This window comes from uncultured Pontibacter sp. (genome assembly GCF_947492645.1).
Classification (GTDB): domain Bacteria; phylum Bacteroidota; class Bacteroidia; order Cytophagales; family Hymenobacteraceae; genus Pontibacter.
Map to the genome: position 1 here is coordinate 88,781 of NZ_CANLMZ010000003.1, position 16,038 is coordinate 104,818.

Genomic DNA, 16,038 nt, shown 5'->3' on the forward strand with positions numbered 1-16,038 from the left:
ACCCATACATGGCAATCACCTCAGACAATGCTAAGCTTCTTTTTTACGCCAAGCAATTAGGAGCATCCTTCACCCAAACACTAATGTTGGGACGACTATGCTTAGGAGCCAAGCAAGATGATATAACCAAGCACATTAATTTATTTAAGAACAGTACAAAAGCAATCAATGATGTGCAATTTGAGAACGAATATGCAGAACCTTTATTTGAGATTTTAGGTGCAACACTTGTTGATAGCATTGACAATTCAGGGTACGAGGGTGCTTCTATTATTCATGATATGAATGTACCTATTCCATTAGAGTATCAAAACAAATATTCTGCTGTAGTAGATGGGGGAACACTCGAGCATATATTCAACTTTCCTGTTGCAATCAAGAATTGCATGGACGCATTAAAGGTAGGTGGTCATTTTATTGGCTTTACTCCTGCAAATAACACTTTTGGTCATGGTTTCTACCAGTTTAGCTCCGAACTTTTTTATAGAGTTTTCTGCAGTCAGAATGGATTTAAAATAAAAATGTTAGCAGCATATACAGGTGACGGCGGAGACTGGTATACCGTGGCGGATACGGAACAAGTAAAAAGCAGAGTGATGCTTACGAACGCGTTACCTACGCATCTTATTGTGATTGCTGAGAAAGTAGAAGCCAAAGCAGTGTTTTATGTTATGCCGCAGCAAACCGATTATCAATATGCATGGGATTTGTTTGAAGCCGATAAACAAGGAACTCGAATAGAAAGAGATAGTAAACTTCTTTTCCTGTATAAAAAGGTTCTACCATCTAAAGCCAGGCTCTTACTTAGAAAAACATTCGATTCTATATTCAACAGGCATCAAGTTATCGAAGGCATTGGCAAGGTAAACCCGAAATTCTTTAAGAAAGTTGATATCAACAACCCAGAAGTATAAACCATTAGTTGTAAGAGCGGAGAACGGCTACGGGATGTGCTGCTTAGCGACGAATTATAACAAAAGAGGCTGCCCATGGGCAGCCTCTTTTTATTTTATACTTCCTGTGGCGTTGTTGCCGGGATTTTCTCTTTAAAGTACTCCAAGGTTCTTCTCAGGCCCTCGGCGCGGTCCACCTGCGGCTCCCATCCAAGTATGTCTTTGGCCTTGGCAATGTCCGGCTGGCGCTTCTGCGGGTCGTCCTTCGGCAGCGGCTGGTATTCCACCTTCAGCTCCACGCCGGTCAACTTGCAAATCTCCTCGGCAAACTCCTTGATCGTGATCTCTGATGGGTTGCCCACGTTTACCGGCAACGCGTAATCGCTTAGCAGCAGGCGGTAAATACCCTCCACCAGGTCGTCTACGTAGCAGAAAGAGCGTGTCTGGCTGCCGTCGCCGAAGATGCTTAATGGCTCCCCTCTTAGTGCCTGGCTCAGGAAAGCAGGCAGTACACGGCCATCATCCAGGCGCATGCGCGGACCATAAGTGTTGAAAATTCGTACAATGCGGGTTTCCAGGCCATGGTGCATATGGTAAGCCATTGTCATGGCCTCCTGGAAGCGCTTTGCCTCATCGTAACATCCACGCGGCCCAACTGGATTCACGTTACCCCAGTAGTCTTCCATCTGCGGATGAACCAGCGGATCACCGTATACTTCGGATGTAGAGGCGATCAGCATGCGCGCACCCTTGGCTTTTGCCAGGCCCAGCAAGTTGTGCGTACCCAAAGAGCCTACCTTCAACGTCTGGATCGGTATCTTCAGGTAGTCGATTGGGCTGGCTGGCGATGCAAAATGCAAAATGTAATCAAGCTTGCCCGGTACGTGAACGAACTTAGACACATCGTGGTGGTAAAACTCGAAATCCTCCAGTTTAAAAAGGTGCTCGATGTTTTCCAGGTTACCTGTGATCAGGTTATCCATGGCTATCACGTGGTAGCCTTCTTTTATAAATCTGTCACACAGGTGGGATCCAAGAAAGCCGGCCCCGCCCGTGATCAATACTCTTTTCTTTGTCATCTATACTGCTTCTTTTTCCTGCTGTACTTGCTGTTTCACGCCGATGCCGTAATAGGCGAAGCCCTTCTCGGCCATCTCCTGGGCATCGTAAATGTTGCGTCCGTCAAAAATCACCCTGTCCTTCATCAGCTTGCTCACCACCGTGAAGTTAGGCGAGCGGAACTCAGGCCACTCGGTCACCAGCAGCAGCGCGTCGGCGTCGATGAGCGCCTCGTACTCGTCCTTGCCGTACTCGATCGTGTCGCCGAGCGTATGGTGTGCCTCCTTCATGGCCACCGGGTCGTAGGCGCGCACCTTGGCGCCCTGCTCAAGCAGCTTCTCGATGATCACCAGCGAGGGCGCCTCGCGCATGTCGTCTGTCTTAGGTTTGAAAGATAGCCCCCAGATGCCGAAGGTTTTGCCGGCGATGTCACCGTTGAAGTGCACCATGATCTTATTGAAAAGCACCGACTTCTGGTTCTCGTTCACGCTCTCCACCGACTTGAGCACCTGCATCTGGTAGCCGTTGTCCTCGGCCGTTTTGATGAGCGCCTTCACGTCTTTGGGGAAGCAAGAGCCGCCGTAGCCGATACCCGGGTAAATAAACTTGTTGCCGATGCGCACATCCGAGCCGATGCCCTTGCGCACCATGTTCACGTCTGCGCCCATGATCTCGCACAGGTTGGCGATGTCGTTCATGAAAGATATCTTGGTGGCAAGCATGGCGTTGGCCGCGTACTTGGTCATCTCAGCCGAAGGGATATCCATGAAAATGAGCGGGTGTCCGTTCATCAGGAAGGGTTTGTAAAGCTTCTGCATCACCCCTTGGGCTCTCTCCGAAGCCACACCCACCACAATGCGGTCAGGCTTCAGGAAATCCTCGATGGCGGCGCCCTCCTTCAGGAACTCCGGGTTGGAGGCCACATCGAAAGGAATGTCCACGCCGCGGGCGGCGAGTTCCTCCTCTATGGCCTGGCGCACCTTCTGGGCCGTGCCTACCGGCACAGTACTCTTGGTCACCACCACCATGTAGTCAGTCATGTTGCGGCCGATCTCGCGGGCCACCGCCAGCACGTATTTCAGGTCTGCGGAGCCGTCCTCGCCCGGAGGCGTGCCCACGGCGATGAAAGCCGCCTCGCAGCCGCAGCCTTGAATGGAAGAGGCAAGGTCGGTGGAGAACGAAAGTCGCTCCTTCTGCGCATTGCGCACCACCATTTCCTCCAGCCCCGGTTCGTATATCGGCAGAACTCCCTTCTTCAGGTTCTCTATCTTCTTCTCGTCGATGTCAATGCAGGTAACGTCTATGCCCACTTCGGCAAAGCACGTGCCCGTTACAAGGCCAACGTAGCCCGTCCCAACTACTGCTATTCTCATAGATAAATGTTTTTTATAAGATTACAAATTTAACCTTTTGTATTAATATGTTATAATTTCATACCCAGAAATACAATTTAATAGCGCTCAGGCTAAGCCATGTACTTTCGCCACCAGTATTGAAACACAAGTAAACTCCATAGCTTTGTCTGTTGTGCGCTATTCTTATTGCTTTTTGCGCTATCACGAAGTAGCCTTACTTGCTCATTATCAAATATACCTTGCAAGTGCACAAACTTCTCCGATAAAAGCTCCTGTACCAGCTCCTGCCCTTTTGAGCGCAAGAAGTCTTGCAAAGGTATTTCAAAGCCTTTTTTCTGCCTTGTCAGCAGTTCCTCAGGCAGCACATCCTTAAAAGTATCCACCAAAATGCGCTTTTGGCCTAGCTTGTTTATTTTAGATTTAGCAGGTAACGCAAAGGCAAATTTCACCAATCGGTGATCCAGGTAAGGGCTGCGTATCTCAAGCCCATTAGCCATTCCCATTAAATCTATTTTAGGCAACATATCATTTGCCAACACCAGGTGCCAATCGGCACACAGTACGTTATTTAAGTCGTGGTGGTTTTTACTTAGGCAATCTAGCAAACGGCTTTTGCGGGCAAAGTATAGTTTATTGGCTGCCGCAGAACGATGATAAGAGTTTAACAGCTGTAAAGCCTCATTTTCTTTCTGCCAGGTAGCCCAGAACCAGTAACGCTCTTTTGGAGATAATCGTGCGCCTTCAGCAAAACGCTGTAGTTGTCTTACCTTATTTGAGATAAAAGAGTTTCTGGATTTTGGTAGAAGTTTCCATAAGTGCTCGAGCTGAGAAACAGCACTAGCGCCCACCCCACCTGCTATAGCCTTATACTCAGCCAGATGCTTGTTATAACCGCCAAAAAGTTCATCAGCACCATCACCAGACAATGTCGCTTTTAAAGATTTGCCTACTTGTTTACTAAGGGCATAAACAGCAAGTGCCGAAGAGTCTGCAAAGGGCTCGCTTATACTGTCCAGCATCCCAAATAGGTTATCATAAAGGTTGTTTGCCGTTAGAAGCACCTCTGTATGGTTTGTATTGTACTTTTCTGCCACCAATCTGGCATAGCGGGTTTCATCAAAGTATGGATGGTCTGGAAAGCCGACTGAGAACGTTTGAAGGCCAGGCACATGGCTGGCAGCAAGCCCCACTATAATAGAAGAATCAATACCGCCGCTTAAAAAGGCTCCAACCGGCACATCTGCCGTCAACCTATCGGTAACAGCCTGAGTTAAAAGTTTATGTAGTTTTGCTTGCTGTTGCGTGTAGGTTAATGTGTTCTGAGAGGCTTTATCGGTATCATAAGGCAGCCTGTACCAAGCTGTATCTTTTACCCTGTTATCTTTTATATAAAGCGAGTGGCCGGGAAGCAGCTTTTTTACTCCTTTTATCATACTTGCCGGGGCTGGCACATAAGTTAACTGCATGTATTGGTAAAGCGATGTGTAATCTAATTCACGTGGAACGCCTAATGCGAGTAAAGTACCTAACTCAGACCCAAACAAAAATTTATCTGCGTCTTTAAAGTATAAAACAGGTTTTTCCCCAAACCTGTCGCGGGCAATAAACAGGCTTTTGTCTTCCGCATCGTATATGGCCAACACAAAAAAGCCCCTTAATTTTTTAAGGAACTCCTGCCCCTTCTGCATGTATAAATGCAAAGCTACTTCGGTATCAGACTCGGTCTTAAAGCTATGGCCTTTTTCAATTAACTCGTCACGTAGCTTTTTGTAGTTAAAGATCTCTCCGTTGAGTATGATGGTGTATCGCCCAGTGGCATCGGTTAGCGGTTGGTCTGCGGCAGAAGACGGATCTATGATGGATAATCGTGTGTGTGCCAGCCCCACGGCCTCTCGTAGGTACAGGCCACTTGCATCGGGGCCACGGTGTGCCAGGGCAGCCGAAGCTTTAGGAAGCAAATCGATGGCCTCACGACCGGCATCTGTAAAAGCGAAAACGCCTGCTAATCCACACATAAATAAAATTATGACAATAGTATAAATTTACTGTTGGCCGTGCATATACCTACCGTCGCCTAAGTTTGCCCTGTTACCAACCCTAAATTTAGGTAAAATTAACAACCTGCCTTCTCAATCAAAGTATAGTTAAGTAAATACACCCTATACTTTGTATGAAACCAGAATGGTTGGATACGGAAGAGTATCCGTTTAAATCGCACTACCTACAGCTTGAAGCTGGCAAAATGCATTATATAGATGAGGGGGAGGGTACTCCGATCGTTATGATCCACGGCACGCCCGCCTGGTCTTTCCTGTACAGGAACCTCATTAAGATTCTCCGGAAAAAATACCGCTGTATTGCACTTGACCTTATAGGGTTTGGGCTCTCTGATAAGCCAGAAGACTTCAGTTATAAGCCGCGTGCCCACGCTATCAACTTTGAGCACCTGATGGAACACCTCCAGTTAAAGGATGTAACGCTTTTAGTGCACGATTTTGGTGCGCCCATCGGACTGGCTTACGCTATTAAGCACCCAGGCAATGTAAAGCGCATTGTAATGCTTAACTCCTGGACGTGGTCGTTGTCGAAGCACCAGTCATTTGGCAAAACAAGCAAGTACCTGGTTGGGCCGCTAGGCAAGTTTTTGCATTCTAAGCTAAATGTATCTGCCAAAACGCTTGTAAACGAACTATTCAGAGAAGCAGATAAAGTACCGGACCCCATCAAGGAACACTACATAAAAGCATTAGGAGATCCTGAACAACGCGTTAAAAGCCTTGCCTGCGCCCGCGAATTAGTTGGCGTAACCAAGTGGTACGAAGAACTTTGGAAACAGCGAAAGCAGATACAGGACATACCCACACTTATACTTTGGGGTGAGCAGGACAAGCTTATTAAAGTTGAAGCCTTACAACGCTGGAAGAAGTTTTTTCATGAATGCTACGTGATCCACTTTGAGGACGGAGGGCATTTTTTACAGGAAGATAACGCCGATGAAGTTGCCAGCTATGTAAGCAATTTTATAAAAGAGGAAAAGAAGAAGGAGGTTTTACACCACTCTTAGTATAAATTTAAAACACATATTATGAAAATGAACAAATCTTATAAAGAGGCCATACTTCGTGCCTACCCTACCGAGAAAGAAAATTCCCAGGCCCAGGAAAGCCTACTGTCACTTAAGCAGCAAAAAGCAACTGATCATCATACTTCAGCATCACACGAAGGCGACACACCTGTAATTGAAACGCATAAAAACCTGATGCGCTCTTGGATGAATTTGCGAGGCCTGGATCAGAACCTGGCTAAGAGCAAGCGTAACACCTCTAAAAAACCAGCAAAATAAAGTATAATCTGATATGGTAAAGTATAAAACGGGAAAGGCGCAAAATTAAACTTCTGCGCCTTTCCTGTTTAAAATATCTTACCCGGATTAAGTATACCCCTGGGATCGAAAAGCTGCTTTATACCTCGCATTAACCGCAACTGCACCTCATTTAGCGCTATAGCAATATAAGGCCGCTGCACCAACCCTATGCCGTGCTCTCCTGAAATAGTACCACCCAGCGATACGCAAAGCCTGAATATCTCTTTTATACCCTCTGGCAGTTTATCATTCCAGTCCTCATCACTCATGTTGCCCTTTACTATATTGATGTGCAGGTTCCCATCGCCGGCATGCCCGTAGCAAACCGACTTAAAGTTATACTTGGCACCAATTTCTTTTACACCTCTTAGTAGTATTGGCAGTTCAGCGCGAGGCACTACAGTATCTTCTTCTTTATAAATAGAGTTACTTTTAACGGCATGGCCTACATTGCGCCGCAGGTGCCAGAGGTCAGCTTTTTGCTTTTCGGTTTCGGCTACTAGTATCTCTCCTACATCATACTTTTCAAGCACCTCGTATACTTGCTCGGCGTCTTTAAAGAGCAGCTCCATGTCCTTCCCGTCCAGTTCAATCAACAGGTGCGCTTTAATATCTTCTGGAATGTCTACGGTTACAGCCACGTATTTCGAGGTCCACTCGATTGCTTCGCGCTCCATAAACTCAAGTGCAGAAGGCACTATACCTGCCATAAAAATCTTTGACACGGCCGCGCATGCTTCTTCTTCACTTCGGAAAGGCACCAGCATCACCAGGTTCTGCGGCGGGTAAGGTATAAGCTTAAAAACGATTTTGGTGATGATGCCCAGGGTACCTTCACTACCCACCATTAGTTGTGTCAGGTTATAGCCGGTGGCATTTTTAAGAACATTTGCACCAGTCCAGGTTATTTCGCCGCTTGGCAGCACCACCTCTACATTTAATACATAATCCTTTGTAACGCCATACTTTACAGCCCTTGGCCCACCGCTGCTCTCGCTTAAGTTGCCGCCTAAAAAGCTGCTGCCTCGGCTTGATGGGTCTGGTGGGTAAAATAAGCCGCGCTCTATTACCGCCTCCTGGAAAACCTGTGTAATTACCCCCGGCTCTACAGTTGCCTGCAGGTTACGCTCATCTATGCTGATAATTTTATTTAGCCGCTCTGTGGATAGTATAACTCCCTTATGCACAGCAAGTGCGCCTCCGCTTAAGCCTGTACCGGCGCCGCGTGGTGTCACCGGAATGTAATTTTCGTGGCAATACTGCATAATACAACTGATTTCTTCAGCGTTTGCAGGTATAACAACTATCTCAGGTACGTAGCGCAGGTCTTCGGTTTCGTCGTGGGTATAGCGTAGCATATCGTCGGCAGCTGCCGGCAACACAATATGCTCAGGGCCAACTACAGACGAGAGCATTTTTACTACTTCTAGGGTTACTTGGTTAAATTTCATTTTTAAATAGAGTTGCTAATGAGTAAATTAGCCTGAACTAATATTCTGATTATCCAACTTTGCTAAAATACGCTTTGAGATCACTATTTACTACTTCTGCTTTATTTATCTTTTTATTGGTGTTGGCGGTATCTTGCCAGACATCGCAGCCTACTTTTAGCAAACGTGGCGAGGAATACCGCTCTGCCCGCGAAATAGCAGAGGCAAAGAGGCAAGCCCGCAAAGCACGTAAACTGGCCGGCAAAAACGGCGGAAAAGATGCCCCTCTCGCCTCAAAAGACCGCACTAGCCGCACACGCATGCCACGCAACCTGGACGAGCAGGTGGCAACTGTTATCAGTACGGCACGCTCTTACACAGGAACGCCTTATAAGTGGGGAGGTACCACCCGCGTAGGCATGGACTGCTCCGGTTTACTGTGTACGTCTTTCCAAAGTATAGATGTTATACTTCCGCGCACATCAAACGAGCAAAGCCGCTACGGGGCCGAAGTAAGAGTTAAAGATTTGAAAGAAGGTGACCTGGTGTTTTTTGGAGCAAACAGAAACAGCAGCGAAATTACCCATGTTGGCATGGTTACAGAAGTAGTAAGCAAAGAGGACATCCGCTTTATACATGCCTCTACTTCGCTGGGTGTTATCGAAAATAATTTATTTTCGGACCATTATCAGAAAATATTCATCAAAGCGGTAAGACCGCCTGTTTTCTAGGTTAACGCCTGCTTTTTATTAGGCAATCAAACACCTCTTGTTATAGCGTAAATTTAATAAAGAGCAACTAGAACATACATACTTAAAAGCTAGTAAAAGCAATTGTAAATCAACTAGTTATAAGTACTATGGAAGTTCTCTACAAAAGACTGCTCCTGTGCTTTGCCTTTTTACTTCAAGTACAAATGGTTTTGGCGCAAGGTGCAACCACAGCCGCATTAAGCGGTACGATTAAAGACCAGAGTGGCACCGCGTTACCGGGTGCTACTATTATTGCCGTTCATACGCCCACTAATACACAGTATGTGGCCACTACAAACGTAGACGGTTACTACAACATACAGAACATGCGTGTCGGCGGTCCTTATACGGTCAGCACATCCTATGTTGGGTATCAGGAACAGCGCACCGAGGGCGTGAACCTTGCACTTGGGCAGACAGCCCGGGTAGATTTCACCTTATCTGAAAGCTCCCGCCAGTTAGGTGAAGTAGAGATTGTAGGTGAAAGAAATGATGTGTTCAACCAGGACCGAACAGGTGCAGCCACTAACGTATCGCGGGAGCAACTCGAAAACCTGCCTACCCTTAGCCGAAGCCTGCAGGATTTTACACGCTTAACGCCACAGGCATCAGGCAACTCTATTGCAGGCTCTAATAACCGCTATAACAACATTACTATTGATGGCGCCGTGAACAACGACGTGTTTGGCCTTGCAGGAAGCGGCACACCAGGCGGCCAGGCAGGCACTCAGCCTATCTCTCTGGATGCCATCCAAGAAATACAGGTTGTTATAGCACCATACGACGTGAAGTTAGGCAACTTTACAGGCGGTGGCATAAATGCAGTTACCCGCTCAGGAACAAATCAGTTTTCAGGTTCCGTATATGGCTTTGGCCGTAACGAGGATATTATAGGTAAAGCTGTGGAAGGCCCACGCGAAAAAGCAGACGAGTTTAAGAACTACCAATACGGAGTGCGTGTGGGTGGCCCGGTTGTAAAGGATAAGCTTTTCTTCTTTCTTAATTACGATGCCACCCGCATAACAGAGCCTGTTCGCTTTGCACCGGGCTCTGCCGAATCGCAGATACCGCTTAGCGATGCCCAGCGGCTTGCCACCTTTGTACAGGAAACCTATGGCTACGACGTAGGCTCGTTTGGCAACTTTGACAGGAACACCGAAAGCGACAAGTTCTTTATACGCTTTGACTGGAACATTACCAACAACCACTCCTTAACGCTGCGCCATAACTTTGTAGATGCCTTTCAGGAGTCTTTTTCCAGGAGCAGGGCCGAAGCCAGGTTTGGAAACAACGCCTATCAGTTTAACAGCAAAACGAACACAACAGTAGCTGAGCTTAACAGCCGTATATCCAACAGTCTGTCAAATAACCTGATCATTGGTTACTCCAGCATCCGCGACAACCGTGAAACTTTTGGTGGGCTGTTCCCGCAAGTAACAATTTTCGACCCGGTAGGCACGCTTGTTTTTGGCTCTGAACGCTCTTCTACAGCAAACGAGCTAGACCAGGATATATTCGAGTTCACCGATAACCTCTCCTTTTTAGTAGGCAAGCACAATTTTACCTTTGGCACGCACAACGAATTTTTCAAGTTCCGGAACCTGTTTATCAACAACCTGAACGGCCGATGGGACTTTAACTCTATTGATGACTTTATTAATAACGACCCATCAAGAGTACGCGCCAGCTATTCGCTAACAGGAGATGCAAGGCCAGCCGCCGAATTTAATGCCGCACAGCTGGGCTTCTACTTTCAGGATGAGTACACCGCTTCAGAAAGACTAAAAGTAACGTTAGGGGTACGCCTGGATTTACCTGTTTTCCCGGACAAGCCAGCACGCAACGAACAACTCGAAGCTGACTTCCAGAGCTTTTTTCCGGGCCTGAGAACGGACCGCACCCCTAGTGGCCAATTGCTTTGGGCTCCCCGACTTGGTTTTAACTTTACGCCAACCGATGACAGGGCTTTCCAGATAAGAGGCGGTACAGGTGTGTTTACCGGACGTGTGCCTTTTGTTTGGCTGTCTAACCAGTTTGTAAACACCGGAACCATACTAGGCACCGTAGATGTAAGAGACCCGGAAACCTTTATACCTGACCCAGGCCAGCAGGTGCAGGCAGGGCCACCCGTTACAACAGTAGAGGTTAACGTGATTGAAGATGATTTTAAGCTGCCACAAGTATGGCGCAGTAACCTGGCCTTCGATTATACTTTACCACTCGATATTGTTGCAACCGTAGAAGGTATCTACTCTAAAACCTTAAACGATGTAGTATACCGCGACCTAAACCTATTGCCGCCTGTTGGCCAATTGGAGGGCGCTGACAACAGAAATGTTTTCCCGGTGCAGCGCCGCCGAAACCCGAACTACACCAACGTTATACTTTTAGATAATACTAGTGAGGGCTTTCGCTACAGCTTAACTGGCCAGTTGCGCAAAGATTTCGCGAATGGCTTGAACACATCCGTAGCTTATACTTACGGCAAATCAAAAGACGTAAATAGTGGCACCAGCTCAACTGCCTTATCTAACTATGAGTTTAACCAGATCATAAACAACCCTAACAACCCAGAATTGGCATATGCCAGGTTTGATGTGCGGCACAGGATAGTTGGCACTAGTGGGTATACGTTTAGGTATGCTAATAACTTTGCAACAGGTATATCGCTGTTTTACCAGGGGCAATCTGGGCTGCCAATTACCTATGTATATAACCAAGACCTGAACCGGGATGGCAATTTTGCAAACGATCTGATTTATGTGCCGCGCGACCAGAGCGAAATAAACCTTGTACCCTTAACCGTTAGTGGCACCACCTACTCGCCAGATGAGCAATGGGATGCGCTAAACGCTTTTATAGAGCGTGATGACTACCTAAGCGATCGCCGTGGCCAGTATGCAGAGCGCTATGCCGGCAGAATGCCCTGGACGCACCAGTTTGACTTACGCCTGTTACAAGACTTTTACCTTAACGTGGGCGAGAACAGACATACCCTGCAAATTACCTTCGATATTTTTAACGTGGGCAATTTACTCAACAGAGATTGGGGGCGGCAGTATTTCGTGAATAACAATGCCAACGAAATCATTCGCTTTGCAGGCCGTAACACAGCCGGGCAACCAACCTTTACCTTCAACCCAAATAACCGTGCCTACAACATTTCCCAGTTCGACTCCAGGTGGCAGGGGCAGCTGGGCGTGAGGTACATCTTTAACTGATTTTAAAGTATAGTCATAAAAAAAGCGGCTCCGAAATATCCGAGGCCGCTTTTTTTATAGTATGATTTTCAAGTATAACCTATTCAGCTTCTTCAAACTCACCTGCCTCATCCAGGATCAGAGTAATTTCTGCTGAACTGGTACCACCAGCATAAACAATGTAAGTAACTTTAAACTTTTGCCCTGCCTCTGCATTAGGGTACTTATTTTTAAGTAGTGCACCTAAAGCTTTAATAAGGTCTGCACGTGGCCAAAGTGAAGTATCGAAGTTGCTGTACCTTCCAAGGCTGGCAAGTGCCGCAGCATCTCCAACCGGTTGCTCAGAAATCCACAGATAATCAGCACCAACTAATGTATACCTGATAGATAGATCCGGTACCCAAACGCCATCTTGCTTTGAAAAGTTAAGCGCTGCCTCTGTAGTTACACTTTCATCAAGCTCATACCAGTTGGAACCGTTGTATCCCATAGCAGTAACGCGCTGAGATGTAGTTTTGCTTGAGCTGCTGTAATAAGCGTAGCTTACATACTGTACATCCCCGGCCTTAGCGCCAAGAACACTCTCCTTCAAGAACTTATCTAAGTATAAGGCCAGGTTATCACCGTCAGATGAAGAGAAAGTATACTTTGTGTGGTTTACTGACTCATAGTTAGCATTAGTTACCAGATAGGTTTGAACCCACTCACCATTTACTAAGAAGAAATGATTTGTCACATCTTGTGTTGATGGATCAGTAGAACCATTGTACCAGGCATAAGTAAGCTTAACTAATTGCTTGTCTTTAGCCTCAGGATACTTATGCTTCAGGAACGTAACCATATCGTCCGCACTATCAAAATTACCATACTTAAAGCCTAAGGCTGTATACTCTTCGTCAGTAACTTCATACTCTTCAACGCTAGATACATACGTGTTTGTAAATACAGTAGTAGCCGTGTTGTATGTTACTGTTGCTACTGTTCCGTTATCCAGGTGTGGGTACTTAGAATCCAGAATAGCAGGGATTTTAGCAGCTGCATCTTCTTCTGATAAGAAGTAAGCGTTTTTAGTAGCAATTTTATAGTCATCGGCCCCTAAGGTAATGGCCATAGTATGGTCAGATACTTTGTCTAAAGCGTCTAACTCATCGTAAACATCTTCCATTGGATCACAAGCCGTGAACGTGAGAGCCAATGAACAGATTATATAGATATACTTTTTCATCTTGATTTCTTTAGAAATTGATTTTTAAACCTGTTGTCCAAGTTCTGCCAATGCCGTAAAATACGTTTGAGTTGCCGGCATTACTTACACGATTTCCGGTTGCTTCGTCACGAACAAAGAATGCTGATGCATCAGACACATATTCTGTATTGAAAACGTTATTTACGTTAGCAAAAAGCGAAGCACCAACTGTACCTATCTTGAAGTTGAAAGCAGCGTTTACATCAAATAGTGAATAATCAGGAACTTCCCACACCGACTGGCCCATTTCTGTTAGTGATGTTGGATCGAAAGACGCGTACAGGTTTGTATAGTAGTTATAATCTGCACCAATCTTGAAATCATCCGTTACTTTATAGCTAAAGCCTAATGCAGCCGTTGTTTGTGCGGCATCACCTACTTTAACATCTGCCATGTATATAGGACCTACAGTTCTTGATACTGATCTGTCCTCGTTGAATACTGTTACCGCATCAATGTTGTTTTGCCATCTCCAGTCACCCAAAGAAACCATACCTGTCATGTTGAACTTAGCAGTTGGTTGGTAGTTAAAGTCTACCTCAACACCCTGGTGCAGGGCATCCACTCCTAATAAGTTAGCAAAGAAAACTTCTGTACCGCCATCAGCAGTAACCGCGTTATAAGATCTTGTAAATGATCTGTCTTTCCAGGTTGTTCTGTATAAGTTAACGTTTGCTGAAATTATTGAGCTTCTGAAACCGTAACCTAACTCATAACTAAGAATTTTCTCGTTTTGAGCATCGGCATTAACTACGTTCTGGTTGTTTAGAAACACCGCGTTGAAGAATGGAGCTTTTTCGAAGTAACCTAAGTTAGCGAACACATTGTGGTTCTCGTTCAGGTTGTAGTTAGCACCACCTTTTGCCTGGTACCCGAAGAAGTTCTGGAAATCAGTTTCCTGCATCGGATCGTTGTCATCATACTGGAAGTAGTCGATTCTTTTGTACGATGTGTTAGAGGCTGCAAGCGAAACGAAGGAAGAAAGAGGACCTGACTTATACTCACCTTGCAAGAAACCGCCTTCCCAAAGCACAACACCATCATTGTAGTAGCTAATCTTGTCGCCAACTCCGGCTTTGCTGTTAGGGTTGTTTACGTTGCTTTTGTTTAACACATAATCAGCGCCAAGCAAATCAGTAACTTCGGTAAAGTGCTTTCCTTTGTAGTATCTAAGGTCTAAACCAGCCAGTAAGTCTATTTTGCTGGTAATGCTTTTCTGGTACGTAGAAAGGGCGCCATACCAGTTATGGTCGTTTCGGGATGCTCTCAGGAAAGTTTGAGCGCTACCGTCAGCTGAGTTAAGGTTTGCATCAACTGCTGCATCCAGGTCATATGGAGAATATTCGTTACCTGTTCTTGTAAGCGTACCTGTAAATGCACCGCCACCGCCAGTACCTATTGAGGCATAAACAGCAGTAGAAAGGAAAGAAGTCTCGTCAATTGTCCAGTAGTGGTTTAATGAGAACTGCGGCTTGTGGTAAAAGTTGTCTTCTACGTTAACAACCTCGCCATTCAGGTAGCCATAGTCACCGTTATACTTTGTGCCTTGTGGCGCATTTCTAAAGAACTCGATAGAGCGCTGGTTTTGTCTCTGGCCATGACGCTGCGGAGCACCGAAGCCAGTTAAAGAGATAGTATGCTTATCGTTGATTAGCTTTGAAACGTTAAAGAAGTAGTTGTAAGCTTCGAATTGTAATCCTTCAGCCCATCCGTTACCTTCAGTTTTAGAACCGGCCGCTGAAAAAGCCCATCCGTTCTCGGTTAAACCTGTAGAATAAGAGAAAGCCATTTTGCTGTAGCCGTTGTTACCAATACCATAATAAGCAGATCCGCCTTGCACAGCATCTGTAGTTCTGGTCATGATGTTGATTGTACCACCCACAGAAGGCACAGCCACTTTAGAAGCTCCAAGGCCTCTTTGCACCTGCATAGACTTGGTCACATCAGTTAAACCAGCCCAGTTAGACCAGTAAACGTTTCCGTTCTCCATGTCGTTTACAGGCACGCCGTTTATCATAACAGCCACGTTCACGTTGTTAAAACCTCTAACGTTGATTCTTGAGTCACCGAAGCCACCACCTTGCTTGGTTGCATATACACCTGGAGTGGATTTTAATAACTCAGGAAACTCCTGGTTACTTGCCTTTGCGGTAATAACCTCGCTAGTGATAGTAGACATAGCTACTGGTGTCTCTCTATCAATTGCATAGCTGTTTGTTGTAATAAGCACTTCGTTGATAGACGTAGCATTTGCTGCCATAAGAATGGTTCCAAGGTTTTTGTCGCCGTTTAACCCGGCAATCGAAACCTCTTTCTGTACATACCCTATGTAATTAACTAATAAGGCAGATGCGGCAGCATCATCAATTTTGATGGTGAAGGTACCATCCGCAGAAGCAGGAACAGCGTGGTTTGTTCCTTTAAGAATTACTGTTGCACCTGGTAAAGGCTCTTTTGTAGTTGCATCTACAACTTTACCTTTTACTGTGCCTTGCGCAAACAAATCTGTTGGTGCCAAGCTAATAAATAGCGCCAGCATAACAAGACTGAGTAAATTGTACTTCATCTTATAAATATTAGTGGTTGGTTGATTTTGAGGCGAAGATACTATCCTTGAAAGGTAAACAGCAACTATACTTATTAAAAAAAACACAAATTTAACATTACTAAATTTAACTAAATTTATCTTGCATAGGCATCAAATTATTCACACATACTATAATTATCAATCATTTACAA

General features: G+C 45.7%; 11 protein-coding genes. 5 read left to right on the forward strand and 6 right to left on the reverse strand.

Going from position 1 to position 16,038, the window contains the following annotated elements; translation table 11 throughout:
• Positions 1 to 8 precede the first annotated feature (8 nt).
• Positions 9 to 914, forward strand: coding sequence for a hypothetical protein (locus Q1A23_RS03230; protein WP_299819409.1), 906 nt, complete (start codon positions 9 to 11; stop codon positions 912 to 914).
• A gap of 95 nt (positions 915 to 1,009) precedes the next feature.
• Here the strand turns inward: Q1A23_RS03230 and Q1A23_RS03235 are convergent, their stop codons facing one another.
• The 3 genes from Q1A23_RS03235 to asnB all read right to left on the reverse strand — a co-directional run bounded on the left by Q1A23_RS03235 (position 1,010) and on the right by asnB (position 5,322).
• On the reverse strand, positions 1,010 to 1,972 hold the full coding sequence (locus Q1A23_RS03235; protein ID WP_299819411.1) for a UDP-glucuronic acid decarboxylase family protein: 963 nt from the start codon (positions 1,970 to 1,972) through the stop codon (positions 1,010 to 1,012).
• The gene (locus Q1A23_RS03240) at positions 1,973 to 3,325 is read right to left on the reverse strand and encodes a UDP-glucose/GDP-mannose dehydrogenase family protein (RefSeq protein WP_299819414.1); all 1,353 of its coding nucleotides are present in this window, start codon (positions 3,323 to 3,325) and stop codon (positions 1,973 to 1,975) included.
• Between the two features lie 92 nt (positions 3,326 to 3,417).
• The gene (gene asnB / locus Q1A23_RS03245) at positions 3,418 to 5,322 is read right to left on the reverse strand and encodes an asparagine synthase (glutamine-hydrolyzing) (RefSeq protein ID WP_299819417.1); all 1,905 of its coding nucleotides are present in this window, start codon (positions 5,320 to 5,322) and stop codon (positions 3,418 to 3,420) included.
• Positions 5,323 to 5,477: 155 nt separating this feature from the next.
• On the opposite strand from asnB, the gene Q1A23_RS03250 reads away from it, so the two are divergent.
• Complete coding sequence (locus Q1A23_RS03250; RefSeq protein ID WP_299819420.1) at positions 5,478 to 6,371, forward strand: alpha/beta fold hydrolase; 894 nt, start codon at positions 5,478 to 5,480, stop codon at positions 6,369 to 6,371.
• A gap of 21 nt (positions 6,372 to 6,392) precedes the next feature.
• Positions 6,393 to 6,650, forward strand: coding sequence for a hypothetical protein (locus Q1A23_RS03255; RefSeq protein ID WP_299819423.1), 258 nt, complete (start codon positions 6,393 to 6,395; stop codon positions 6,648 to 6,650).
• Between the two features lie 68 nt (positions 6,651 to 6,718).
• On the opposite strand, the gene Q1A23_RS03260 is transcribed toward Q1A23_RS03255, so the two are convergent.
• A complete protein-coding gene (locus Q1A23_RS03260) occupies positions 6,719 to 8,122 on the reverse strand; it encodes an FAD-linked oxidase C-terminal domain-containing protein (RefSeq protein ID WP_299819425.1) in 1,404 nt (467 codons plus the stop codon).
• A 74-nt stretch (positions 8,123 to 8,196) separates the two neighbouring features.
• Here Q1A23_RS03260 and Q1A23_RS03265 point away from each other — a divergent pair, with 74 nt between their 5' ends.
• Positions 8,197 to 8,832: a C40 family peptidase gene (locus Q1A23_RS03265; RefSeq protein ID WP_299819428.1), complete on the forward strand. Its 636-nt coding sequence runs from the start codon at positions 8,197 to 8,199 to the stop codon at positions 8,830 to 8,832.
• A 128-nt stretch (positions 8,833 to 8,960) separates the two neighbouring features.
• A complete protein-coding gene (locus tag Q1A23_RS03270) occupies positions 8,961 to 12,074 on the forward strand; it encodes a carboxypeptidase regulatory-like domain-containing protein (RefSeq protein ID WP_299819431.1) in 3,114 nt (1,037 codons plus the stop codon).
• Positions 12,075 to 12,153: 79 nt separating this feature from the next.
• On the opposite strand, the gene Q1A23_RS03275 is transcribed toward Q1A23_RS03270, so the two are convergent.
• Complete coding sequence (locus Q1A23_RS03275) at positions 12,154 to 13,278, reverse strand: hypothetical protein (RefSeq protein ID WP_299819434.1); 1,125 nt, start codon at positions 13,276 to 13,278, stop codon at positions 12,154 to 12,156.
• Positions 13,279 to 13,288: 10 nt separating this feature from the next.
• Positions 13,289 to 15,865 carry a TonB-dependent receptor gene (locus Q1A23_RS03280; RefSeq protein ID WP_299819437.1) on the reverse strand — a complete coding sequence of 859 codons (2,577 nt, stop codon included), beginning with the start codon at positions 15,863 to 15,865 and terminating at the stop codon, positions 13,289 to 13,291.
• Positions 15,866 to 16,038 lie beyond the last annotated feature (173 nt).